Below are 23,061 nucleotides of genomic sequence, written 5' to 3'. Positions count from 1 at the left end.
CGGACTGGTATGCATACCGAATATATCATTCTTGTTCTGGCGGAGCGCCTGGGCCTGATCATTGCGGCAGTATTTCTGCTGCTGACCTTCACGCCGGTGGAGCGTGTGGGGCTTGATCCCTCCACCAGCAGATACCGTACGCCGCTGCTGACCATATTTTTCGGCCTGTTCGGCATTCTCGGCACATATACGGGCAACTCGGTATTTCAGTCCGTTGCCAACCTGCGCGCCATGGCGGTCATTACCGGCGGTCTGTTCGGCGGTCCTGTGGTAGGCATCGGTGCCGGGCTGATAGCCGGTGGGCACCGCATCCTTTTCGACCTGAACGGTTTCAGCGCCTATCCCTGCGGTCTGGCGACCTTTGCCGAAGGGCTGGCCGCCGGACTGATAGCCTGGCGTTACGGGCATGAGGGGCTGACCTGGAAGGTGGCCGCGCCCCTCGCACTGATCGGTGAATCCCTGCATATGGGGCTGGTTCTGCTCCTTTCCCGCCCCTTTTCGGAGGCGGTGGAGCTGGTCAAGCTCATCGCCCCGCCCATGATTTTTGTAAACACCCTGGCCGTGGTCATCCTGGTGGAACTGATCAACGTCTTCTTCCAGAGCCGGGAGCGGCGGGACTCCCTCCAGGCGCAGCAGATTCTGGACATTGCCAACATGACGGTCAGCCATCTGCGGTCCGGGCTGGACCAGGATTCCGCCTTGCAGACAGCGCTCATCATCCACGAGCGGGTACACACGGCGGCCGTGGCCATTACCGACACACGCAATGTGTTGGCGCATGTGGGGGCCGGCAGCGACCATCATCTGCCCGGCCTGCCCATCCATACCCAGGCCACCCACCGGGTGCTGGAGACCGGCCAGCCGCGCTATATCACCAATCGTTCCGCCATTGGCTGCGATGTGCCGAGCTGCCCGAATACCAGCGCCATGATCGTCCCTCTGAAAAAGGCGGGACAAATCGTCGGCACCCTCAAGTTCTACGGCAGCAAGGACTGTCAGCTGAACAAGACACTTTTCGAACTGTGCAAGGGGCTGGGCAAGCTCTTTTCCACCCAGCTGGAACTGGAGGACCTGCGCATCAAGGAGCGGATGCTCGCCCATGCGGAAATTCGCCGCCTCCAGGCACAGATCAATCCGCATTTCCTGTTCAACTCCTTGAATACCATCGGCTCCTTCTGCCGCACCAATGCGGAAAAGGCGCGTGAGCTGCTCATCGACCTCTCATTTTACATGCGCAAGAGTCTTGATTCCAGCCGGGGATTCATCCCCCTGTCCGATGAGGTGGACCAGATTCGTTCCTATCTGGCCATCGAGCAGGCTCGCTTCGGCCGCCGTATCGACGTGGTGCTCGACATCGACGAATCCTGCGCCGACTGGCCCATCCCGCCGCTGATTATTCAGCCGCTGGTGGAAAACAGCATCAAGCACGGCATTCTCGGCCGCAAGACCGGCGGTTCCGTGGAAGTCCTGGCCCGGATGGACAAGGACCGGCTCAGCGTATGCGTGACAGACAACGGCCGGGGCATGGACAAGCACCAGGTCCATGCGCTGCTCGACAAGAACGGCCCGTCCGGACGGCCGGGACTGGATACCTGCCGGGCCGGCATCGGCATCCGCAACTGCGCCCAGCGTCTGGAACAGATATACGGGCCCGACTGCCTGCTGAACATAAAGAGCACGCCCGGCAAGGGCACCCGGATCAGCTTTTCCATCCCCCGAATTTCCCTCGGGGTCGCTGCCTAGCAGGTAGGTGAGGGCGGACAGTTTTCGACTGTTTGTCCGGCGTTTCATCCATTCTCCCGGAGTGTGGGGCCGGTCGCGCGCCCGCTCCTGCCGGGGCAGTATCCTGCTGGACGCACAGCATATTTGTATACTCTCCGGCTCTGAAATAGCGCCGTGGCCGTTTTCGAACAGCCATCCGGTCGGTTCAACCGGGAAAATGGGCGTTTCGCACAGGGCCTATTGAGAACGCGCCCCTGCCGGGCGTAACAAATCTTCAAAAGACGGCTGTATTAACTTTTGGAGGTTGCTGCATATGTTGATGTTTTTGCTCTGTGTCGTCCTGCTCATCGCGGGATACTACATCTATGGAACGTTCGTGGAGAGGATTTTCGGCATTCAGCCGGATCGTCAGACTCCCGCTTATTCCATGGAGGACGGCGTCGACTACACGCCGATGCCCAAGTGGAAGCTTATTTTCATCCAGGTGCTGGATATCGCCGGTATCGGCCCTATCTTCGGCCCCATTCTGGGTGCCCTGTATGGTCCCCAGGCCCTGATCTGGATCGTGATCGGCTGCATCTTTGCCGGCGCGGTGCATGACTACTTCTCCGGTATGCTCTCCGTCCGCAACGGCGGCGCCAGTATCCCCGAGGTTGTCGGCGAGTACATGGGTATGCCCGCCCGTCAGGTCATGCGTGTCTTCTCTTTCGTGCTGCTCATGCTGGTCGGCGTGGTCTTCGTCCTTGCCCCGGCCAAGCTGCTGCACGGTCTGACCCCCGGTGTCGCAACCGGTTGGTACGTTGCCCTTATCTTCGCCTACTACTTCCTGGCCACCATCCTGCCCATTGACAAGATCATCGGCCGGTTCTATCCGGTGCTCGGCGCCCTGCTGCTGGTCATGACCACGGCCCTGGCCATCGCGCTCTTTGCCAGCCCCCACACCGTGCTGCCCAACCTGGACTTCGCGGTGAACACCCATCCGGCAGGCAAGCCGATCTGGCCTCTGCTCTTCATCACCATCTCCTGCTCGGCCCTGTCCGGCTTCCACTCCACGCAGTCCCCGCTCATGGCGCGTTGCGTCAAGAACGAGCGTGAGGGTCGCTCCGTGTTCTACGGTGCCATGATCATCGAAGGCATCATCGGCCTTATCTGGTGCACCCTGGGCATGTCCTTCTACGACAATTCCGCCGCACTTCAGGCCGTGATCACTTCCGGCTCCCCGGCCGCCGTTGTCGCGGACGTCTCCAACCATCTGCTTGGACCCATCGGCGGTGCTCTGGCCATCCTAGCCGTCATCATCCTGCCGATCACCAGTGGTGACACCGCATTCCGGTCCACCCGCCTGATCGTGGCCGAGACCTTCAAGATGAAGCAGGGCAAGGCCATGTCCCGCCTGATCATCGCTATCCCGCTGTTCGTGATCGGTTACGTCATCTCGACGCAGAACTTCTCCACGATCTGGCGCTACTTCGGCTTCTCCAACCAGGCCCTGGCCGCTCTGGTCCTGTGGACCTCCGCCGTGTACCTGGGACAGCGCAACAAGCTGCATTGGATCGCCACCATCCCGGCCACCTTCATGACCGCCGTGTGCGTGACCTTCATCATGAATGCCAAGATCGGCTTCAACCTGGATTACGAAATCTCCGTCATCGGCGGCATCATCTGCGCTGCCGTGGCCTTCGTCCTCTTCATGCTGAAGTACGGCCTGCACAAGTCCGAGACTCCGGCCTCTGACCACGCGTAACCTACGCTGCTCACTCTGCAACAAAAGGCCCGGAAGGTTTGTCCTTCCGGGCCTTTCCTGTTTTGCGGCAGCCGCCTGCTAGAGGAAGAGCAGCAGGGAAATGGCCATGACGGCCATGCCCGCTATAAGGCCGTAAATGGAGTGGTGGTGCTCGCCAAACTCCTCGGCCGCGGGCAGGAGTTCGTCCAGGGAGATGAAGACCATGATCCCGGCCACACCGGCAAAGAGCACACCAAAGACCGTGGGCGAGAAAAACGGCAGGAGCACAAGGTAGCCGATGAGCGCGCCCAGCGGCTCGGCCAGACCGGAAAGAAAGGAATAGGTGAAGGCCTTCTTGCGGTCGCCGGTGGCGTAGTAGAGCGGGATGGATACGGCGATGCCTTCGGGAATGTTGTGGATGGCGATGGCCACGGCGATGGCGGTCCCCAGGGCCGGATCGGTCAGGGCGGCAGTGAACGTGGCCAACCCTTCGGGGAAATTGTGGATGGCGATGGCCAGGGCGGCAAAGACGCCGGTTCGCCGGAGCTTGTCGAAGTCGTGGGTCGTATCCTTGGGCAGGTTCTCCTTGCCCGCGTCTATCTCCTCGATGGAGTGCATCTCGTGCGGGTTCTCGTAACTCGGCACCATGGTGTCGATGATGGCGATGAAGGCTATGCCGCCGAAAAACGAGATCACGGTGATCCATTGCCCCGTCACATTCCCCAGCTCTACGGTCAGCACCTCGTTGGCCTTGGCCAGAATTTCCACGAACGAGACATAGATCATCACTCCGGCGGAAAAACCGAGCGCGAGAGAGAGGAATCGGGTGTTGGTCCGTTTGGTGAAGAAGGCGAGGGCGGAGCCAACGCCGGTGGAGAGGCCTGCAAACAGGGTCAGGGCAAAGGCGGTGAGAATGGTCTGCGTTTCCATTTTGTTCCCTTATCGTACTTCCGGGCCGGAAGCCAGTGGCCCGGAAGTACGGCGCGGGAGAAGAGAGCTATGACGCCCTCAAAATCAGTTCCCGGCGGTCCTTGCCCGCAGCCAGTTGGTCGGGGTCACGGATTCCGGCACACCTTCGCGGGCATCCACGCCACGCGCCTCGGCCAGCTTCTTGCGGTAGATGTCCCAGAACGCCTGGGCCAGCGAAGTGGAGCCGGACAGGGGATAGGCCAGGGTTGCGGCCAGCCGGGCGGCCAGGGTTTCGTCCAGCAGGGCGTCGTATTTGGCCGGGTCAGTCTCCCGGCGCACGTAGGAGATGAATATGGGGGCGTCCTCGTCGCAGAGAATGACGTTGCTCTGGATCTCCCAGTCTTCCACCTTGTCGCCGTCCTGGGTCACTATGCCGATGATGCGCAGGAAGTCCGTGGGCAGGACGTACTGAAACTCCCATTTCCAGAGCGGAGCCGCGCTGGCGGCCGCGAGTTCTGCCTGGGCCATGGCGCAGTTCCAGGGATGGGTGCGCAGCACCGCGTCGCGCACGGCGGGCCAGCGGTGGTTGCACAGCCCGGCCGCCTTGCTGCCGTCGGTAAGGGACATGATGGCGTCCTCCCCCAGGTCGAGCAGGGCGTTGTTGCAGATTTCTATGATGCTTGATGCCATTGTGATACCTCGTTTGTCGGTTCTCGGCGTGAACCGGATGACCGTAACACGGGTTTTCCGGCCAGGGAGGATGGGGCATCGCAGGGGGCAAAACGGGTAAAATCAGCATAACTTGGCGGCTTGACAGGGGGGCGGGGAGAGGTTCAAGTGCGCCCATGCAATCGACTGTTGCTTCCACCTCCGCAAGCCTTTCCGAGAGGCTGAACCGCCCCCTTTCCGTGGGCGGCCGTACTGTGCAGAACCGACTTTGGCTCGCGCCCATGGCCGGGTTGGGACACGTGGCGTTCCGCGAGGTCCTGGACGGATACGGCGGGTGCGGACTGCTCTTTACGGAGATGTGCGGGGCGCGGGCGGTACCGACCGAAAATCCGCGCAAATCAGCCATGTTCACCTGGCGGGAGGAGGAGCTTCCCCGTCTGGTCTGTCAGATAGCCGGAGGCGATCCGTCCGAAATGGCGCTGGCTGCCCGCAGGGTGGAGGATGAAGGCTTTTTCGGTGTGGACATCAACATGGGTTGTTCGGTGACAGGCATCGTCAAAAAAAAGGCGGGTGCCGGGCTGTTGAAAGACCCGGATGCGGCTTTGGCCGTTGTCGAGGCGGTTCGCGCCGAGGTCGATATCCCGCTCTTCGTCAAATACCGCACGGGCTGGACCCCGGATGTGGCCCCGGCGGTTTCGCTGGCTCGCAGGTTCGAGGATGCCGGGGTGGACTGTCTGGTCTTTCACCCCCGTGTGGCGCCGGACAGGCGGACGCGGCCGCCGGTCATTGCGCACATCGGAGCCGTGGCCGAGGCGGTTTCCATTCCGGTCCTGGGCAATGGGGATGTCGTCCTGCCGGAAGAGTGCCTGCATATGCTGGAATCGACCGGATGCGACGGCGTTTCCATTGGCCGCATGGCCATAGCCCGCCCCTGGCTCTTTGCCGAATGGACCGCCGGGTACGTGCCGGGCGAGACAGTCTTTTGCGACTACGCCCTGGCCTTGGCCGAAGCCCTGGAGCGCCGGTTCGATCCCATTCGCGCGCTGAAGCGGTTCAAGTCCTTCACCATCTACTTTGCCGCGAATTTCACCTTTGGTCACAGCCTGCAATCCAAATTCCTGTCCTGCCATTCCATGGAGGCCGTGCGCGAGGCCATCCTGACCCATATGCGGCCAGGTCTTGCCCTGACACGTCGGCCGAATCTGAATATGTACAACAAGTAGAATCAACCAAACACATTTTATTATAAGTAGATAGAGAACAGCAAAACCAATGGAGTGGTGCTTATGCACGTCATAGATCTGACTCACGCCATTCGAACCGGCATGGGAGTTTTCCCAGGCGACGAGCCCGTGAACGTGCGCCGCGACAAATTTGTTGCCCGGGACGGGTACGCCGTTACCTCCTTGCGCATGGGGACTCACACCGGCACGCATCTGGACCTGCCCGCCCATCTGGATGCGGACGCGCCCGGCCTGGACTGGATGGGGCCGGACAACTTTGTCGGCTGGGGGGCGGTGGTGGATTGTACGGCTGTGGAAGGTCGTCCCGTCGATCAGGCCGATCTTGTGGCGCTTTCGGCCATGGATGGGCTGGAATTTGCCCTGATCCGCACCGGATGGGAGTCCCGGTGGGGGACGGACGTCTATTTCGAGTCCTATCCGGTGCTTTCCGAGTTGGCCTGCCGCTACCTTGGCGGGTTGGGGCTCAAAGGCCTCGGGCTGGATACGCCTTCGCCGGACAAAAATGGTCTTTCCCTCCCTTGCCACCGCACGCTCTTTGCCCATGATATGGTTATCGTGGAGAACCTGTGTAATCTGGCCGAACTGCCGCCGCAGGATTTTTTGTTCTCCTGTCTGCCGCTGCGCATAGCCGACGGCGAAGGCTGCCCGGTTCGAGCCGTGGGCATGACATTTTAGGAAGAAGATGCCTCCGGCGGCTTAAGAACCCTTTGAAAAGGGTTCTTAAGAATCTCCTAAACTTTTTGTTGCCGCTTCGCGGGAGCAGGCTGTCTGGAGACGTGTGGCGTAGGCGTCCTGGACAGGGGTGGTAAAATGGAGGGATCGCGGGTATACCCGCGCTTTATCGGAGGTTGGTATGCAACAGAAGAGCGGCGTTTATGCCCTCCTTATCATTTCCATGGCCCTGTGGGGGGGCACCTGGGTGGCCGGGCGCGTCGTCGCCCAGTCCATGCACCCCATGTCGGCGGCGGCATTGCGCTTTATCGTTGCTTCGCTGGGGCTGATCTTCATGGTCTGGCGGTCGGAGGGGCACCTGCCCCGGCTCAAGCCGGATCAGGTCTTGCCCGTGATTTTTCTCGGATTTACCGGAGTCTTTGCCTATAGCTATTTCTTTTTTACCGGGTTGCAAACGACTCCGGCGGGGCGGGCTGCTCTTATCGTGGCCTGTATCCCGGTGTGTATTTCCATTGCGGCCGCGCTGTTCCTCGGTGAGCGGTTCGGACCGGTTCGTGTGGTCGGTGCGCTGCTCTCCCTGGCCGGGGTCTCCGTGGTCCTTGCGGACGGTAATCCCCTGGCTCTGCTTTCCGGCGGGGTAAATCAGGGCGATCTGATGATTCTGGGCTGCGTGGCCAGCTGGACGGCCTATACTCTGGGCGGCCGTAAGGCCATGCGCCGAATGCCGCCCCTCACGGCCGTGACCTGGTCGTGCATCATGGGGACGGCGATGCTGCTGCCCGTCTCCCTTACCCACGGTCTGGTGGCGGATACCCTGAACGCCCGGCTGATTGACTGGGGCTGCATCTTTTTCCTTGGGGCACTGGCGACAAGCCTCGCCTACTTCTGGTACTATCAGGCCATTGCGATCATCGGCGCGTCCCGGGCTGGTATCTTTATCAATACGGTGCCGGTATTCGCGGTGGTCATGGGCTGTGTCCTGCTTGGCGAACCGGTCCACCCGTCTTTGGTGACAGGCGGGGCTATGGTCATCGCAGGCGTGTATTTGACCAACCGGCCCTAGTGCCGGACGGAGGAAGACAAATGAAGGATCTGGAAGAACGCGTGGAACGGCTGGAGAGTCTTGTTTCCCTGCAGGACCGGACCATCGAGAAGCTGAACGATGCCGTATACGAGCAGCAGCAGGAGCTTCTGGATATGGAGAAAAAACTGGAACGCATGGCGGGCAAGGTGCGGGAGATGGATGAGATATTGGACCGCAACGACGGTCCCGATGCCCCGCCGCCCCATTACGGACGTTAACGGGAAACAGGCATGACAACGGCACAAGACATCATCAAGACCCTCGGCCTGACGCCGCATCCCGAAGAGGGCGGCTTTTTTGCGGAAACCTACCGCTCCGCCGAATCCTTTTGCGGCAAGATCCTGCCGGATCGCTACGGCGATTCGCGGCACCATTCCACGGCCATTTATTATCTGCTCACGCCCGAGACTTGCTCCCATCTCCATCGGCTGGAAAGCGACGAGGTTTTCCATTTTTATATGGGCGACCCGTGCGAAATGCTTCGGCTTTACCCGGACGGCAGCGGTGAAACCGTGTTGCTGGGCACGGACCTTGCGGCGGGCCAGCGGCCGCAAACCATGGTTCCGCGAGGGGTGTGGCAGGGGATGCGCCTGTTGCCGGGCGGTACCTTCGCCCTCATGGGGTGCACTGTGGCTCCGGGGTTCGACTACCGGGACTACACCCACGGCAGCCGGAGCAAACTGCTGGAGCAATACCCCGGCTTTGCCGAACAAATTCGTTTGCTGACCCAGGCGTGATCCGGGGAGCGGCCATGTGCCGGCCCCCCGGACCAATCCCCAACTATTCCTGCTCAGGCACAGCTGGCCACTCCACTGCGTCCGGAAAGCCCGCCTGCTGTGGTACGTCCCGAAGCGCCTGGCGATAGGATTGCCACTGGACCATGGCTTCATCATCCAAAACCGAATCCTTGAGCTGGGTCCAGTCCGATGCTGTCAGGAGCTGATCCCGATTGGCACGGACTGATGACGCCAGAGCAGCCATTTTCGCCTCATGATCCACGGTGGAGGCGGTGATCTCCTCCCGGTAGATCAGGTCTTCGCCCTTTATCCAGGTGGTTTCGCAGGTCGTGTAGTCCGGGCGCGTGGCCTGGATGGCCCGGTTGTATCCCCGTGCGTCCCACTGCGCCGGTGTGAAGGAAGCGGTCGGGATATGCACCGTTTCCATTTCGCCGTTGGACAGTTCCCGTTCCTCTGTCACAAATCGCGGTAGCGTCACCGCCGTGTGCATATTTCCATTCTTGATCCACATATTGTTGTCTCCTATTTGGTCGGTGTTTTGGCTGTTTGTGTTCCGGTTATGGACCAGTCGTTGTTATTTCCACTCAGATCGTTACCGAGGTCGGCGGATATGGCAAAATCAAGATCCGCACCCTCTGGGCCGTAGATGTCGGTCAAATCGGCGTACATCTGGAACTCGATGAACCCGCAATTGTTGGTGTTGCCGTTGTTGGCGCTGACGTTGAGCCTGTAGTACAAGTAGCTGCCCGTGGTGTCGCAATCAAACTCACGGCGTTCATTCGCCGCCCAGGATAATTCGCCGGACACGATGTGGAGCACGTCCCAAGTGCTGCCATCGTTGGACCCCTCAAATGTCCAACTCTTAGGGATTTGGGTCAGGTCCGCCGTGCGATTGACCATGGCGTAGCTGGTGATAGTCTGCTCTGCTGGCAGTGTGACGGTGTATGTAGGGGCAGTGTCACCGAGGTTAGACACCCACAGTGGGGAGTCTCCAGTGACGCCGCCGTCGATGGCGTTGGCAGGGTAGTAGCTTAAATAATAGCCGGAAGCTGAGGCAGACGCGCCGAGCGATGAAAGAGCTTGGTCCCCGGAGGTGTAGGTGTATTCCGGTATCTCGACAAGTTTTGGCACCCAAAGGTTGGGGTCGGCGGGGGAATATTGAGCAAAGACCGATATGTCCACAAGCTGATCCGCGCAGTGTATTTCGGCATAATTGTAACCGGAATACCCGCCATATAGCTGTGTCATGATAATCTTGACTAAGTCTGAATAGGCCGGTGCATGGCCTCCCGTATATGCTACGCCATCGCCGTTGTTTACATATATGGTTACTCTGCCAGAGTTATTACGAACAAAAATATGTTCATACCCGCTGCCCCTGTCTACCCACCAAGATAGCGTGCAAATAGTTGGTAAGACATCTGGAGATGAAAAATCCGTCAAAGTGGCAGCAAAAGGTATGTTATAGGGGTACAGCCCCACGCCACTATCTTCTTTTGGACTGATTGGCATGTTAGCCTCCAATATTTTGCAAGGACACGATAAGCTTGCGGTTGTTAAACTGCTCCACCACGATGCGGATTTGCCCCGCCCATGCGTCCGGGCTGGCGACGTTGGCAACGTTGGCATAGGCGGTGCTCAGGGCAAGGTTGAAACCTTCTGGGTAGATGTGGAATATGTAGGTGCCGTCGTAGGGCAGGGATACTTCGGAAAACACGCTGTCCTCGGTCAGTGCCCAGAGCACATGATTGCGGGTTACAATCAGCCCTGAGAGATCCGGCCCGAGATGACTCAGTGCCTCGTCGCCGAAGACCGTCTTGAGCAGGGCGGTCTCTTCGGACTTGAGCAATGTGGAGTCCGCAGGTTCCGCCCCGAGGGCCGCTCTAGCCGCTGCAGGGGTTTCAGCCCAGGCAACATTGCGACCGGTGGTTCCGAAGCCGAGGTTGTTCAGGGCCTCGAATGTATCGGTCCCTCCGGTGCCGCCCTGGTTCACGGCCAGGGGCAGGCCCACTTCGCCGAAGGTGGCCAGGTCAAAGTTGGACAGGTCGTCCCCGTCGCCGTTCCAGCCCAGCACCCGGCCTGCCGCCGGTTCCGGGAGTTCTATGCCGGAAACGGCGGAGGAAACGCGGAAGGAAATGGTCCGGTCCAAGCGCTCCGCCAGGGATTGGCAGATCATGGTCAGCTTATCCAAGGCTGCCTCGTGCGCGTTGGCAGGGAAGGCGTCGTTTTCCACGTAGTCCACCTCCTGTACCAAAGCCGGTTCGCGCCGTATGACCAGGGTCTCCCCGGTCTTGGGCGGCGTGTTCAGCGTGCAGGTCCCGCCCTCGGGGCTGCCCTTGCCCGAGAGTTGGTAGTCGGTGCCCATAACCAATACACTTTCTCCGTGTTTGTCCGAGAGGACCACCTCCAGGTCCTGGTCCTCAATAAAGGGAAAGGGGATGGCAAAGGATGTTGTCGATCCGTTGCCGGAATAGAGCGTTTTGCTGACAGTCGATGCTATGGTCATGATTAACCTCCGTATTTGTAGAGTTTGGAACCCAGGGCGAGGGTGGAACGATTGGCTGAGGCGCCGTTGTTGATGCGCGTCAGATTGGCCCGGCTGCGGGCCTGTTTCAGTGTGGACTGCGCATCCCTGTCGCCTTGGAAGAGGATGTCGTCCTCGACCTGTTGGTCCTGCATCCGGCCGCTTTGACGGATGAACTGTTTCGATCCGCTCATGGCCAGTCCGCTCGATCCCCAGTTGGCGTGGGCCGAGGCACGTTTCTTCTCCGCCTGCTCGCGATAGTCCGCAGCGGCTTTTTTCGCTTCCCGTTGCTGGGCGTAGGCCTCGCCCATGGCGCCCTGCTCGGAGAGTGCGGCATGTGCCTCGGCCAAATTCTTCTGGTCTGACTCGGTATTCCGTTGCCTGGTCTTTTCCAGGAAGTCCTTTGTCATATCCAGTCCCTGTTGGAGCGCGGCGGCTCCTCCACTGTCCATACCCATGATGTTCCTCCTTTGGGTTGTGGATTATTCGTTGATCACGAGGGTGGGGACGATGAGCAGCACGGTCATGGGCAGAGGCTGGTCCTGCACCACCGTGAGAATGCCGTCCCGGTTCCACCCCCGGGGAAAATTGACGGTCTTGTCGCCGGACCATGCGCCCACGCTTCTGCCCATGGGGATGGCCGGAGATCGGAAACAGACGGTTTCCAGATTCTCGGCGTCCGGGCCTATCTTTCCGCCCAAGGTGGCGTGAAAGCGTACCGACACCTTGGTGATGCGTTTCTGTTTGGTCTGGGCAGTGCCGCGTGAGTTGCCCGCCTCCAGGCGCATGGGCTGGAGCTTCGATACATAGGGCAGCCCGGCATGAACCACGGACGCGGCTCGGTCCAGGGTGATGGAGCCGTCGGCGGCCACCACCCGGTCCGTCTGCACCGCGCCGTCGGCCAGTACCGAGACGCTGCGTCCGGCCAGATGGCCCATGCCGAATACCTTTGATGTTGCTTCTCCCCGGTAGGTCAGGCCGCTGTCCACAAAGAAGGCCTCGGTAATGTCGGCGTCGAAGTTGGATTCGAGGTACTCGATGTAGCGGACTTCCTTGCCTCCGACCTGTCGGCGGATAACGGCCCAGAGCTCGTCACGCATGGATTGGGGCGAGAAGACCGAGGTTACGCCTTCCACCTTGCCGTCCGTGACGACACGCGACCACGCGGCCACCTCCTGGTCCGGCTCGTAGGTAAGGGAAACAAGCACGCCGTCCGAGCGTACGCAGTAGAGAATGGAGTCCGGCTCCTGCACCCAGGCGAGTTGGGTCAGTCCGGGGGCGGTGATGTGTTCGGAGAGGATGGTCAGGTCGCGGGAAACATAGGCGTCGGATGCCAGGCTGTAGGCCATTTCGCGGATCTTGCGCCCGGCACGCTGGATGTACAGCGTGGCGAAACCGACCGCCTCGGGGCGGGTGGAGGACGCCCCGCAGGTGCCCTCCTGGTTGGCCTTGATGGTCGCGGGCGTCACTGCGGCGCTCAGGGAGCCGCAGATGGTCCATTCGCCGCCCGCCGTGCCCAGCCAGAGCTTGGTGCGTGGCACCAGAAACTCGATGCCGTTGGCTTGGCGGCCGGATAGCGTGACCTCGATGGCGTCGTCGTCCAACGGCTCTTCCCCGGCCGGTCCGTCGGTGCTGTCGCCCGGCTTGAGACATTCCCAGAATTCCTCATTGAGGCGCCCCTCCGCGTCCCAGATGCTTTCCAGCCCCTTGGAGCCGGGCGAGTCCTGAAAGGTCAGGGTCAGGTTCGAGCCGGATGCCGAGTAGTTTTTCCCCCCCTTGTAGCGGTAGTACCGGGTGGTTCCGTCCGGGTGCTGGCCGCGCAGGCCGTCCGAGGCCTCGAAGCCGTCGCCGTCCAGCAACTGGACGGTGTCGCCCGCCGTTCCGTCGCGCATCTCGCCGGAGCTGTTGACGATCTCCCGGTCCCGCCAGCCGTCCAAGGGTACTTCGCGGGTGCGCAGGCGAAAGTCGGTCATCTCCCCTGTGCGCGAGAACCAGAGGGTGCCGGGCCGTTCCGGCGTGGCCGCCAGCACCAGCCGTTGTTCGAAGAAGCAGACCGCCGCCGGATAGTTTCCTTCCTTCCAGTCCTCGGGCGGGCTGATAAATTCCATCTCCTTGAGCTCCCAGTCGTCCGGGGACACGCGCGTAAGTTGGCGTACCGGATGGGCCGGGTGCACCAGGACCAGCACCTCGGCGGACTGGGCGTAGCGCAGGGATTCGAACTGGTCCGCGGTATAGGGGATGTCCCTCCGGTATTCCGATCCGTCGGGGGAGAGCACCACGCCGTGGTCGGTGAAGACGCGCATCCGGCCCTGTCCCTCCTCGTCCTCTCCCAGTTCCAGGACGTAGGTCTGGCTTGCGTTGAATTCAAAGGGAATCAGCAACACAGGCTTGTCCGGATTCATGGCCGAGGTAACGAAACGGAAGCCGGAGCGGCGGACGGCTCCCCCGTGCGGATGGACGAGGAAGTTTTCCAGTTTGCGGCAGCCGTTGAAGTACTTGGACAGGTCGGTCCTGCCCTCCAGGCGGGGACTGATCTCCCCGGCGGTGAAATTGGTGAGCGATGGGGTGGCGATGCTCATGGCGCCTCCTTTTTTTCCGGGCAGGCCCGGGTATGGGGAGGAGTGTAGACCCGGTTTTCGCGCCATGTTGAAAACGGGTAAAATCGGTATGCGAGCGGGTAAAAAAGGCGCAACATTGCCTCTTGACAGGCAATGGCAAATGCGTCGGATGGTTGAACCCGCGCAGGTTGTTATGCGGAAAGGGAAGGGTGGATTACCGACAGGAGAATCGGCTGTCCTTCAGATGGGAATGGAGAGGGAAAAAAGCGCAAACGCCCGTGTCGCCGCCAATGGCGGGATACGGGCGTTCGCGCTTGTCCGTCTGTGGGACGCTGTCTAGTTTATGGCAGCGTGCCGTTCGGCGGCGTCGTTTTTTTCTTTGCCCAGCCGGATTACTTGCGTGGTGAAGGAGGTTTCGCCCGGTATGCAGGACGGGCATCCCTCGGACATGATCACGCAGCGTTCGTCCAGGGTTGCGGGATCGATTCCCGCCATCTTCAGAAGTTTCGAGGTCAGACCGTGCCGCCAGAGAATAGGCTGGCCGCACAGGCTGCATTCCACGTACAGGAGTTCGGGATCGAATTTCTTCATACTCGGGAGTGTAAGCATCCCAAGGGACAATGACAAGGGGCGGCGATTATAAGTTGCCGGGAGGCGACGGCGGATCTCAGGCTTCCTTTTCCCGCTTGTCTTCGGATTCCCGGCAGTCGCGCCGGACTCGGGCCACTTGCGCCCGGGGCGAATCCCCATTGGTCGACATGCGTGCCCGCATCAGATTGAGCGCATCCTCTTCGGAAAGCGGCTTGTGGAAGTAGAAGCCCTGGACGCTTTCGCATTTCAGATCAATGAGGGAACAGACCTGATCCGGTTCTTCCACGCCCTCGGCAACCACTTCCAGGTCCAGGGAATGGGCCAAGGCGATGACCGCCTTGACGATTTCCATGTTTTCGGGATCGGACTTCATGCGTGCGATGAAGGAACGGTCGACCTTGAGAGTGTCCACCGGCAGTTGCTGAAGCTGGGAAAGCGAGGAATAGCCGGTGCCGAAGTCATCGATGGAAAAGCGGATGCCGAGGTCGCGCAGCCGGTTGAGAATGCGCACGGCCGATTCCGGGTGGTCCATGAGGGCGGATTCGGTGATTTCCAGCTTGAGGGAGCTGGGCGGCAGGTCATACCGTTTGAGGGTATTGAGGACGACTCGGTCCAGCTCCATGCGGGAGAACTGCTTGCTCGAAAGATTGACGGACATGTAGACGCCCTCGGCCCCCGGGGTGTCCTTCCGCCACTCGGACAGGGCCTTGAGCGCGCTGTCCAGCACCCATTCTCCCAGCTGAAGGATAAAACCGGTTTCTTCCGCCAGAGGAATGAACTCCGTGGGCGGTATCGACCCGCGCGTGGGGTGCGCCCACCGAGCCAGGGCCTCGAACCCCATGAGGTCTTCCCCGGAAAGGTCCATGATGGGCTGGTATGCGATATAAAAGTCGCCGTTCTCCAGGCCGGTGCGCATGTCGTTTTCCATCGAGAGCTGGGCAACGGCGCTCTCCAGCATCCTCTCGGTGAAGACCTTGAACCGGTTGCGCCCTGCCTCCTTGGCCCGATGCATGGCAATGTTGGCGTTTTGCAGCACGTCCGCCGGGCGGATATCCCCCAGCGGGGAGAGGACGATGCCGAAACTGGCCGAGGTCTGCACCGCATTGCCGCCAAAGGTGAAGGGCTTGGCCAGTGCGCTGCGGATGCGCTTGATGATGCGGATAGCCTCTCCGGGACTTGCCAGCTCATCCAGGAGCAGGACGAACTCATCGCCGCCGAACCGGGATACGGTGTCCAGGCTGCGGACGTGTTTGGTCAGTCGGCGCGCCGTTTCGCACAGCACCATGTCGCCAAAGCGGTGTCCCAGGGAGTCGTTGATGACCTTGAACCGGTCGAGGTCCAGAAAGATGACGGCGAAATAGTAGCGGGGACGTCGCGCGGCCCGCTGCATGGCCTGGCCGATACGGTCCTGGCACAAGGTGCGGTTGGCCAGTCCGGTCAGGGGATCATGCAGGGCCTGATGCCGCAGCTGCTCTTCCATGTTTTTCCGGTCGGTGATGTCGCGGAAACTGCACCGGAGGCCGAGGGGCTTCATGCCGATGCCGGAAACTCCCCGCCCAACCACGTTGACCCAACGGGTTTCGCCTTCCTTGGTATGGATGCGGAAATCGAGATGATTCCCTTTTTCGCTCTCCGCATCTTTCAAAAAACGGTCCCATGCAGACTGATCGTCGGAAATGATGACCTCGCGCACAAGACCCGGCTTTTCGAAAAACGCCTCTGGAGGGTAGCCGGTAATCCGTTCGCAGGAGGGGGAGCAATAGAGCACGCTGCCGTCGATGCCTATCCAGATTTCCCAGTCATAGGCAAAGTCGGCAATGGTCCGGTAGCGCTCCTCGCCCGCGCGCAAGGCCAGAACAAGCCGTTCCCGTTGCGACTGGGCCTTGGCCCGGCGCTCCTCGTTCAACGCGGACTGGCGCAGCACATAGAACTGCAAAGCCGAGATGATCAGGAGTACGCCGAGAAATATGGCCGCCAGTCGGTTGCGGTAGTTGTGGATCTCAATGGCCACGTCGTCCACATAAATGCCGGTGCCGACTATCCAGCCCCAGGGGTGGAATTCCCGGACATAGGACATCTTATGGGATATCTGTCCCGGCCTGTCCTTCCACTGCCAGTAGTAGTCCACGAAACCGCCGTCCTGCCTGTGCGCGGTCCGGACGAATTCCTTGAAGATCAGCTTGCCTTTTTCATCTCGGAATCCGGAGAGTTCCTTGCCCTCCAGGTCGGTCCGGTAGGGATGCATGATCATTTTCGGGGTGGTGTCGTTGATCCAGAAGTAGTCCTTGCCTTCCGGACCGTAACGCATGGAGCGGAGCATTTCCTTGGCCGAGCGCCGGGCCTCGTCCTCGGTGAGGTGCCCCTGGCGGACCTGCTGCTCCAAGTGGCTCAGCGATTTGATCACAGCGCCGGTCAACTCGCTGATTTTCTGCTTTTTGTAGTTCATGAAAGCCGTCTGCAGGGAGGGCAGCAGGTAGAGAAACACCGTACCGGCCAACAGCACGATCATTATCGTGGTGGGCAGCAGGATTCTGAACGGTGTATGCTTGAGCAGCTTTTTCAGTCGGCTGATGTACATAGACACTGTGCCGGTTCACCCGTGCGAACCGGTCCCCCCTTTGTATTCACGATATCGTGCAATGGGAAAAAAGTGAAGCGGGATGGGACTCAGGAGATGAACGCCCGATTGCGTCCGTTTTCCTTGGCCTGATAGAGGGCTACGTCCGCATCCTTGAGCAGCGTTTCCACCGAAGTCGTCTTTTCGTTCATGACGGCCACGCCGATGGAGATGGTGATTCGGATTTCTCCCGCACTGGTCCGCATGATGGTGGATTCCACTGCCTTGCGCACCCTTTCGGCCACGTCCAGCGCCGCCTCGCGCGAGGTCTCCGGCAGGAGGACGCCAAACTCCTCGCCGCCCAGTCGGCCCAGGATGTCCGCTTCGCGCAGGGCACCCACCACTATGCCTGCCAGGGAACTGAGCACCTGGTCGCCCACGTCGTGTCCGTGGGTATCGTTGACGTTCTTGAAGTGGTCGATGTCCAGCATTAACATGGCCAGGGCGCGATTGTAGCGGCGGCTGCGGGAGAATTCCGCCATTGCCTGCTCCATGAACCAACGGCGGTTGTCCAACCCTGTCAAGGCATCCGTGGTAGCCAGTTCCCGGAGTTTGGCTTCGGTGGCCTTGCGCTCCGTAATGTCGCGGATGGTGGCCACGGCATAGCGACGGTCGTTCAGACGGAAACCCGCCACGGAAAGTTCCAGCGGAATGGAATGGCCCTCCTTGTCCACCCCCTCCACCTCACGGATTTCGCCTGTTACCGCCGGTCGTTCGAGCAGGGAAAGAGGCGGCAGGCTTGAGGCCTCGCCTTTCTTTCTCGTGGATGGGGATATCAGATCGTGCACGTCCTTTCCCAGTGCTTCCTCCTCGCTGTAGCCGAAGAGTTTGCTGGCGGCATGGTTCCAGAAGGAGACGCGGTTCAGGTTGTCGATCATGACGATGGCGTCATAGGCGGACTCGGCCAGGGCTCGCAGTTTGCGCTCGCTGGTCTTGATGGACTCCTGCTGCTGTTTGGCCTCGGTGATGTTCATGGCCGCGCCGCGGTAGCCCAGAAATCCCGATTCGTCCGAATAGGGCACGCCGCTCATCCTGAGCCAGATGAGGCTGCCGTCCCTTGTCTGGGTCTGCATTTCCACGTTGTTGAAGTTCTGGACGCCATCCATGACCTGGGATTGCCAGATGTGGAAATCGGCTCGAAATGCCTCGGGGATGAGAATCTCCATGCTCGAGCCAAGCAGTTCCTCGGGCGCGTAGCCCAGCACCTGAGCCGAGTCGTCGGTGACAAAGCTGAATGTCATCTGCTGATCGGTTTCCCAGATGAACTCGCCGACCGCTTCACTGATATCCCGGAAGCGCTGCTCGGAATGCCGAAGGGCGGCCTGAGCCTTGTACTGTTCCGTCACGTCGCGGACATACAGGGCGATGCTGTCCACTATCTGGCGCTCACCCATGACCGGATAGGCATTAACCAGATACTGCCTGCCCCTGTAACGGCTTTCGAACTCGGTGGCATCGCCTGTGGAGAGCATCCAGGCAATGGCCTCGCGGTATGGGCGGGCCACTTCGTCGTCCATCCATCGGAACAGGGAGTTGCCCACTGCCTGGCAGCTTTCCCCGCACAGTCTGAGATTGCCCACTTCGTTGATGGCCAGGACAGTGCCCGCCCTGTCTATAAGCATGGCGCTTTCCGTGGGCGCATTGAGCAGGGCGCGGGCGGTCTCTTCGCTGTGTTTGAGCGCCTGCTCTCTTTGCTTGCGGTTGGATATGTCGCGCATGAAACCCACGGTGTAGGACTTGCCGAGGTGCTTGAACCGGGAAAGGGTCAGCTCCACCGGGATGATCGCGCCTTCCTTGTTGTGGACCTCGAATTCCATCACTCTTGGTCCAGCGTTGGAGGCTTGGATAGCCATGTTGGGCAGGGAATCCGGGGTGATGAACGTGTGCATCTTCCGTCCCATGGCCTCGCTTTCGTCATAGCCGAAGAGCGCCTGGGCTGCGGGATTCCAATAGGTGACCCGGTCCTCCGCATCGACCATGACGATGGCGTTTCTTGAAGTGCGGGTAATGGCCAAAAGGCGTTTTTCACTTTCGCGCATACGTTCCGTGGCCTCGGATTCGCGTATGCGGAAGGCGAGGAAACTCCACAGCCCCATGCCCAGCAGCAGAATGCCCAGAACCGTCAAAAGAATGAACATATTGCGCCAGGGGAGGGCCAGATCCCGCGGCTTGACCTGGGTAACGATTTTCCATCCCTTGACGCCGGGATCACTTTTGTCCTGCCTGCCCGGAATGATGGCATTGGGCGAAACGCCTGCCGTATCAAAGGTGAAGAGGCCGTTGCGTGTATAAAGCTGCCCGGTGCCCTCGCCGGTCATTTTCTTCCATGCATCCGGGAATTTGTTCCCCATCATCGCTTCCTGACGGTCCAGCAGATGCCCCCAGGCCTCCTCGGTGGTCGGAGCGATGAACCAGTGCCCGTCCGCATCGCAAAAGAGAGTTGTGGCCTCTGGAGTGGACGCCATCAGCGCCACCTGGCCGAGCAGGGCGCCTGCGTCCAGATTGAGTATGGCTACGCCCCGGCGTTTGCCCTTCTGGTCGATAACCGGACAGGAAAAGCGCAGGGTGGGGCGCAGGGGAATCTCCAGCTTGCCGTGTTCCATGTTCAGATCCAGGTTGGAAACATACACATCATCGGATTGGGCCTGCATCGCCTCCTTGAAATAATAGCGGCTCGATTTGTCCTGAAGGGCTTGATCCGGCAATAGTATCGGGTTTTTGCCGTACTGGTCCACCCGGATGACCTCATGTCCGGTTTCATCCAGATAGCGGATCTGGAAATAATTGGGTCTGCTGGCGGCAAAATCGATGAAGATGTGCTTTAGCTCAAATATGGAGAAACGGGTACTGTGTCTTTCCAGGGCGTGCAGTGTGACCCTGGCCAGGAACCGGGTATCCGCGAGGCAGGAGGCTATGATGGTGGTAACGATGCGGGATGTCTGGCCGACCATGTTGACCTGGCGCAGGGCGATATCTTCCTTGTGTGATTGCGTCCGGCTATGGATGAACCATGCGGCAATAACAATGATTCCCAGAGCTAGTGGCCCGAAAAATTTGAAGAATTCCCTGGTCGTTTTCGCCATGTGCCTCCGGTTGGCCCATGCGGCCTGTCAAAAGGTGCCGATTTGCCGGAGCCGCCCGAAGGCCGCTGCGGGTCGGGAAATTCTCAGTCGCGCAAAACCACCACCCGGTCCTTGCCTTTGGCCTTGGCCTCGGTAAGGGCGGACTGTATGCGATGGATGAATGATTCCGTGGTGTCGCTCTCACGGCCCTGGATAACGCCCAGGGAAAGTGTCAGGCGGATTTTGCCGCCAAAGAGTTTATGGCTGACTATCCGGCGCAGCTTCTCCGCCACGATGGCAGCCTTGTCCAACTCCGTGTGCGGCGCCAGGATGATGAACTTGCCCCCGCGCCAGCGAAAGACGTAATCCGTGCTCCGCAGCTTGCTGTTTACATACTGCGCCAGACTGCCCAGCAGCTTGTCGCCTGTCCGGTAGCCGTGTTCTTCGTTGAGCGTTTTGAAGTCGTCGATGTCGAACATGATGCCGGAGAGGCTGGAATGGTAGCGCCGGACGTTTTCCAGCTCACGCTCGGCCACGGTCTCGAACTTGTAGCGGTTGAAGACCTTGGTCAGGTCGTCGATGACCGCCAGCTTGCCCAGCTTGTCGCTCATCTCTTCCATGGCCGAGCACTCGCGCCCGAGCATGGCGACGAAACGGGTGAAGACCAGCAGCGCCTGTGCGGACAAAATGAAAAACCCGGCCACCATGATGATGTAGACAAACTTCATCAGGGCACCCGGATCCTCGGGCGGCGTGACCATCAGGGTATAGATGATTCCGAAATTGGCGCAAAAGAGAAAGGCCAGGGCGATCAGGCTGAGGACGTAGAAGAACTTGTACTTCGTCTTGAGCCGCTGTGTGGAGCGAAGATCGTTACCCATGGCCGACTCATTGCTCACTGTACGGCCCCTTCATAGGTGTAATACAGGGCTCCGCTGCCGGCATTGTCGTTGAAGTCCAACTCCACCGAGAATTTTGGCCACATCCAGCCGTAGCGCGTTCCCACGCCCCGCCCGGGACCGTACATGGAAATGAGCCGTTCCTTGATCAGGAAATGGTTGGCCCGGCCGGTAAAGGCCACGCCCACACGGTACAGCTTGTCCTTGCGGAAGTAATAGGCCACGGAGTCGATGTCCGCATCGCCGAAGGTGCGCCGTTCGCTCTTGCGAAAATAGGTGTCGTGAAATCCCGACTTCTTGACGGGCATCAAGCCCTTGATGTCCGCAAGCGGTGTGCCCCATTTCAGCCCCCGGAAACTGTCCGGGGCCGGAACGGATGTATAGTCCCCGGCAAAGACCGCCGAGGCGAACAGCAGGAATAGGGCTGCGGCCAGGAAAATGCGAAGCTGTTTCATGCGTCGGGTTCCTCGTGGATGCTATACTGTACTCAACCCCATTATTGTACGGACTTGCCACGTAAAATCAAGACGCGGATTGTCAGGGGCGAGAGGTCTATGCTAGCATTAAACCATGATACGCAAACCATTGCATCTATTTCTGGTCATGGCTCTGATCCTTTCCATGCTCCCTGCCGGTGGGTGCTCTTCCACGCCGTCGGATACGGAAAAGCGTCTGGGCGTCTTGGAAAACGAGGTAAAGGCCCTTCGGAGCGAAGCTCGCACCAGTGAGAAATCGTTGCGGGAGGAACTGGCGCTGATCCGTACCAACCTCGCCACCATTCGTTCGCTTCTGGAGCTGGAAAGGGACCGGAGCGAGGCTGTGGCGCCCCCGGCGAAATCCGAGGATTCCGCCAAGGGCAAGGAGTCCGAGTCCGACAGGCTGGATCGGGAACTCGATGCCAAAGCCAAGGGGTTCGTTAAGGAAAACCTCGACCGTTTGCTTGCCATTACCCGAAAACTTCTCGACAAGATGGAACACGAACTGGATAAACAGGAAACCACGTCGCCCAAACCAGAGGGCGATGAAATCTGACGAGTAACACCATGCGAAATATGCTCAAATGTTCTTTTGCCCTGCTTTTGCTCGGTCTGATTGCCGCCTGCGCCGCCTCCGGCGACATGGTCAAGCTGACCTATGCCCTTGGCCCCGCGCCCATGGGCTGCCGCGGCAAGGCTGTTGTCTACAAGTTTACGGATGACCGTCCCTCCACCCGCCTGGGCAGAAATAATTCCGGCCTCAGCGTCGAGTCGCTGTCCAATGTGTCCGACTGGGTCGGCTGGGCTCTGTTCGACGAGCTCAAGTCCGCCGGGTGCGACGTGAAGTATCGTACCTCCACCCTGCCCGAGGACGATACGCCAGTCATAACCGGCGAAGTCCTGGCCCTGGACCTGAACCAGACCGGCACCACCACCTGGAAAGGCAACGTTGCCGTCCGAATCAAGGTCAAGCGGGATGGCAAGGTCGTGCGCTCAGAAAAATTCGCCAGCGAAGTGGAAGACGTTGTTCTGCCGGGCTACGGCACCAAATCCGAGATCCTCGCCGAAGCCCTGCGCGGCCTCATGTCCGAAGCCGTGCCTTCGGTCTGCAATCAGCTGTAGGCGGGCATCCGGCGGCCCGCCCGGGGGGTGCCTCGCCGACGGGGCGTCTCCGACGGCCAGGGCGCTGCCCTGGACTCGCTCAAGGCTATCGGCCTTGAGAAGTGTACCCACCACGTTTCTAAAAGCTGCCACAGCCTTATTTTTCAATCATGGCATCTGGTTAGATTGAGGAAAACTGCGGTGGTCCTCGATGGTTTTCGGTAATTTCAGGAACGGATTAATACATTTCAGTCATTACCGCGTATCGCCCAAACAATGCGTGTTCTGTACCTTGGTTTCATGGCCAAATTCAAGGCTCTACCCAAGGGAAGGGTAAACGCTAAACCCTTCTGAATATCGCCACCTTCCTATACGGCGAAAGATCCGCGGCAGTCCACACTGCGCGGGTCAAGGCTTCAAGGCAGCAATGCCCTGAGGACAACATAAAAGCCTACCAGCCCCGACGATCTTTA

The 23,061-nt window shown here is 60.0% G+C and carries 21 protein-coding genes; 9 read left to right on the top strand and 12 right to left on the bottom strand.

Annotation, left to right across the window (positions count from 1 at the left end):
- Positions 1 to 9 precede the first annotated feature (9 nt).
- Positions 10 to 1,743 (top strand): LytS/YhcK type 5TM receptor domain-containing protein, encoded by a 1,734-nt coding sequence (locus tag ACI0FG_RS15950; protein WP_419785995.1) that lies wholly within the window; start codon positions 10 to 12, stop codon positions 1,741 to 1,743.
- Positions 1,744 to 2,035: 292 nt separating this feature from the next.
- Positions 2,036 to 3,466: a carbon starvation CstA family protein gene (locus tag ACI0FG_RS15945; RefSeq protein ID WP_419785994.1), complete on the top strand. Its 1,431-nt coding sequence runs from the start codon at positions 2,036 to 2,038 to the stop codon at positions 3,464 to 3,466.
- Positions 3,467 to 3,544: 78 nt separating this feature from the next.
- Here the strand turns inward: ACI0FG_RS15945 and zupT are convergent, their stop codons facing one another.
- Together zupT and ACI0FG_RS15935 are read right to left on the bottom strand one after the other, a co-directional pair.
- A complete protein-coding gene (zupT, locus tag ACI0FG_RS15940) occupies positions 3,545 to 4,375 on the bottom strand; it encodes a zinc transporter ZupT (RefSeq protein WP_419785993.1) in 831 nt (276 codons plus the stop codon).
- An 84-nt stretch (positions 4,376 to 4,459) separates the two neighbouring features.
- Positions 4,460 to 5,044 carry a hypothetical protein gene (locus ACI0FG_RS15935; protein WP_419785992.1) on the bottom strand — a complete coding sequence of 195 codons (585 nt, stop codon included), beginning with the start codon at positions 5,042 to 5,044 and terminating at the stop codon, positions 4,460 to 4,462.
- 155 nt (positions 5,045 to 5,199) lie between these two features.
- Here ACI0FG_RS15935 and ACI0FG_RS15930 point away from each other — a divergent pair, with 155 nt between their 5' ends.
- The 5 genes from ACI0FG_RS15930 to ACI0FG_RS15910 all read left to right on the top strand — a co-directional run bounded on the left by ACI0FG_RS15930 (position 5,200) and on the right by ACI0FG_RS15910 (position 8,760).
- The gene (locus ACI0FG_RS15930; protein WP_419785991.1) at positions 5,200 to 6,246 is read left to right on the top strand and encodes a tRNA dihydrouridine synthase; all 1,047 of its coding nucleotides are present in this window, start codon (positions 5,200 to 5,202) and stop codon (positions 6,244 to 6,246) included.
- A gap of 63 nt (positions 6,247 to 6,309) precedes the next feature.
- Positions 6,310 to 6,942 carry a cyclase family protein gene (locus tag ACI0FG_RS15925; RefSeq protein WP_419785990.1) on the top strand — a complete coding sequence of 211 codons (633 nt, stop codon included), beginning with the start codon at positions 6,310 to 6,312 and terminating at the stop codon, positions 6,940 to 6,942.
- Positions 6,943 to 7,120: 178 nt separating this feature from the next.
- A complete protein-coding gene (locus tag ACI0FG_RS15920) occupies positions 7,121 to 8,002 on the top strand; it encodes a DMT family transporter (protein ID WP_419785989.1) in 882 nt (293 codons plus the stop codon).
- 20 nt (positions 8,003 to 8,022) lie between these two features.
- Positions 8,023 to 8,241 (top strand): SlyX family protein, encoded by a 219-nt coding sequence (locus ACI0FG_RS15915; RefSeq protein WP_419785988.1) that lies wholly within the window; start codon positions 8,023 to 8,025, stop codon positions 8,239 to 8,241.
- 12 nt (positions 8,242 to 8,253) lie between these two features.
- Complete coding sequence (locus ACI0FG_RS15910; RefSeq protein ID WP_419785987.1) at positions 8,254 to 8,760, top strand: cupin domain-containing protein; 507 nt, start codon at positions 8,254 to 8,256, stop codon at positions 8,758 to 8,760.
- Between the two features lie 43 nt (positions 8,761 to 8,803).
- On the opposite strand, the gene ACI0FG_RS15905 is transcribed toward ACI0FG_RS15910, so the two are convergent.
- From ACI0FG_RS15905 to ACI0FG_RS15860, 10 genes are all read right to left on the bottom strand, one after another.
- Positions 8,804 to 9,271, bottom strand: coding sequence for a tail fiber assembly protein (locus tag ACI0FG_RS15905; protein WP_419785986.1), 468 nt, complete (start codon positions 9,269 to 9,271; stop codon positions 8,804 to 8,806).
- An 11-nt stretch (positions 9,272 to 9,282) separates the two neighbouring features.
- A complete protein-coding gene (locus ACI0FG_RS15900) occupies positions 9,283 to 10,272 on the bottom strand; it encodes a discoidin domain-containing protein (RefSeq protein ID WP_419785985.1) in 990 nt (329 codons plus the stop codon).
- Position 10,273: 1 nt separating this feature from the next.
- Positions 10,274 to 11,266, bottom strand: coding sequence for a phage tail fiber protein (locus tag ACI0FG_RS15895; protein WP_419785984.1), 993 nt, complete (start codon positions 11,264 to 11,266; stop codon positions 10,274 to 10,276).
- A gap of 2 nt (positions 11,267 to 11,268) precedes the next feature.
- Complete coding sequence (locus ACI0FG_RS15890) at positions 11,269 to 11,742, bottom strand: hypothetical protein (protein ID WP_419785983.1); 474 nt, start codon at positions 11,740 to 11,742, stop codon at positions 11,269 to 11,271.
- 24 nt (positions 11,743 to 11,766) lie between these two features.
- Positions 11,767 to 13,863: a hypothetical protein gene (locus ACI0FG_RS15885; RefSeq protein ID WP_419785982.1), complete on the bottom strand. Its 2,097-nt coding sequence runs from the start codon at positions 13,861 to 13,863 to the stop codon at positions 11,767 to 11,769.
- Between the two features lie 315 nt (positions 13,864 to 14,178).
- Positions 14,179 to 14,433 carry a hypothetical protein gene (locus ACI0FG_RS15880; protein ID WP_419785981.1) on the bottom strand — a complete coding sequence of 85 codons (255 nt, stop codon included), beginning with the start codon at positions 14,431 to 14,433 and terminating at the stop codon, positions 14,179 to 14,181.
- A gap of 76 nt (positions 14,434 to 14,509) precedes the next feature.
- Positions 14,510 to 17,011 (bottom strand): EAL domain-containing protein, encoded by a 2,502-nt coding sequence (locus ACI0FG_RS15875; RefSeq protein ID WP_419788405.1) that lies wholly within the window; start codon positions 17,009 to 17,011, stop codon positions 14,510 to 14,512.
- Between the two features lie 89 nt (positions 17,012 to 17,100).
- Complete coding sequence (locus ACI0FG_RS15870; RefSeq protein ID WP_419785980.1) at positions 17,101 to 20,133, bottom strand: PAS domain S-box protein; 3,033 nt, start codon at positions 20,131 to 20,133, stop codon at positions 17,101 to 17,103.
- A gap of 83 nt (positions 20,134 to 20,216) precedes the next feature.
- Entirely contained in the window at positions 20,217 to 20,993 is a 777-nt protein-coding gene (locus ACI0FG_RS15865; protein WP_419785979.1) for a GGDEF domain-containing protein, read from the bottom strand.
- A gap of 14 nt (positions 20,994 to 21,007) precedes the next feature.
- On the bottom strand, positions 21,008 to 21,466 hold the full coding sequence (locus tag ACI0FG_RS15860; protein WP_419785978.1) for a hypothetical protein: 459 nt from the start codon (positions 21,464 to 21,466) through the stop codon (positions 21,008 to 21,010).
- A 115-nt stretch (positions 21,467 to 21,581) separates the two neighbouring features.
- On the opposite strand from ACI0FG_RS15860, the gene ACI0FG_RS15855 reads away from it, so the two are divergent.
- Positions 21,582 to 22,043, top strand: a complete 462-nt coding sequence (locus ACI0FG_RS15855) for a hypothetical protein (RefSeq protein WP_419785977.1) — start codon at positions 21,582 to 21,584, stop codon at positions 22,041 to 22,043.
- A gap of 11 nt (positions 22,044 to 22,054) precedes the next feature.
- Positions 22,055 to 22,609, top strand: a complete 555-nt coding sequence (locus tag ACI0FG_RS15850; RefSeq protein WP_419785976.1) for a hypothetical protein — start codon at positions 22,055 to 22,057, stop codon at positions 22,607 to 22,609.
- Positions 22,610 to 23,061 lie beyond the last annotated feature (452 nt).

It is taken from the genome of Pseudodesulfovibrio sp. 7M6, assembly GCF_050058625.1.
In the GTDB taxonomy this organism is placed as follows: Bacteria; Desulfobacterota; Desulfovibrionia; order Desulfovibrionales; family Desulfovibrionaceae; genus Pseudodesulfovibrio; species Pseudodesulfovibrio salinus.
This window is presented reverse-complemented; position numbering and strand designations above follow the sequence as displayed.

Coding starts and splice junctions, on each gene's coding strand:
- ACI0FG_RS15950 (WP_419785995.1), top strand. CDS start 10: ATGCATACCGAATATATCATTCTTGTTCTGGCGGAGCGCCTGGGCCTG.
- ACI0FG_RS15945 (WP_419785994.1), top strand. CDS start 2,036: ATGTTGATGTTTTTGCTCTGTGTCGTCCTGCTCATCGCGGGATACTAC.
- zupT (WP_419785993.1), bottom strand. CDS start 4,375: ATGGAAACGCAGACCATTCTCACCGCCTTTGCCCTGACCCTGTTTGCA.
- ACI0FG_RS15935 (WP_419785992.1), bottom strand. CDS start 5,044: ATGGCATCAAGCATCATAGAAATCTGCAACAACGCCCTGCTCGACCTG.
- ACI0FG_RS15930 (WP_419785991.1), top strand. CDS start 5,200: ATGCAATCGACTGTTGCTTCCACCTCCGCAAGCCTTTCCGAGAGGCTG.
- ACI0FG_RS15925 (WP_419785990.1), top strand. CDS start 6,310: ATGCACGTCATAGATCTGACTCACGCCATTCGAACCGGCATGGGAGTT.
- ACI0FG_RS15920 (WP_419785989.1), top strand. CDS start 7,121: ATGCAACAGAAGAGCGGCGTTTATGCCCTCCTTATCATTTCCATGGCC.
- ACI0FG_RS15915 (WP_419785988.1), top strand. CDS start 8,023: ATGAAGGATCTGGAAGAACGCGTGGAACGGCTGGAGAGTCTTGTTTCC.
- ACI0FG_RS15910 (WP_419785987.1), top strand. CDS start 8,254: ATGACAACGGCACAAGACATCATCAAGACCCTCGGCCTGACGCCGCAT.
- ACI0FG_RS15905 (WP_419785986.1), bottom strand. CDS start 9,271: ATGTGGATCAAGAATGGAAATATGCACACGGCGGTGACGCTACCGCGA.
- ACI0FG_RS15900 (WP_419785985.1), bottom strand. CDS start 10,272: ATGCCAATCAGTCCAAAAGAAGATAGTGGCGTGGGGCTGTACCCCTAT.
- ACI0FG_RS15895 (WP_419785984.1), bottom strand. CDS start 11,266: ATGACCATAGCATCGACTGTCAGCAAAACGCTCTATTCCGGCAACGGA.
- ACI0FG_RS15890 (WP_419785983.1), bottom strand. CDS start 11,742: ATGGGTATGGACAGTGGAGGAGCCGCCGCGCTCCAACAGGGACTGGAT.
- ACI0FG_RS15885 (WP_419785982.1), bottom strand. CDS start 13,863: ATGAGCATCGCCACCCCATCGCTCACCAATTTCACCGCCGGGGAGATC.
- ACI0FG_RS15880 (WP_419785981.1), bottom strand. CDS start 14,433: ATGAAGAAATTCGATCCCGAACTCCTGTACGTGGAATGCAGCCTGTGC.
- ACI0FG_RS15875 (WP_419788405.1), bottom strand. CDS start 17,011: ATGTACATCAGCCGACTGAAAAAGCTGCTCAAGCATACACCGTTCAGA.
- ACI0FG_RS15870 (WP_419785980.1), bottom strand. CDS start 20,133: ATGGCGAAAACGACCAGGGAATTCTTCAAATTTTTCGGGCCACTAGCT.
- ACI0FG_RS15865 (WP_419785979.1), bottom strand. CDS start 20,993: ATGGGTAACGATCTTCGCTCCACACAGCGGCTCAAGACGAAGTACAAG.
- ACI0FG_RS15860 (WP_419785978.1), bottom strand. CDS start 21,466: ATGAAACAGCTTCGCATTTTCCTGGCCGCAGCCCTATTCCTGCTGTTC.
- ACI0FG_RS15855 (WP_419785977.1), top strand. CDS start 21,582: ATGATACGCAAACCATTGCATCTATTTCTGGTCATGGCTCTGATCCTT.
- ACI0FG_RS15850 (WP_419785976.1), top strand. CDS start 22,055: ATGCGAAATATGCTCAAATGTTCTTTTGCCCTGCTTTTGCTCGGTCTG.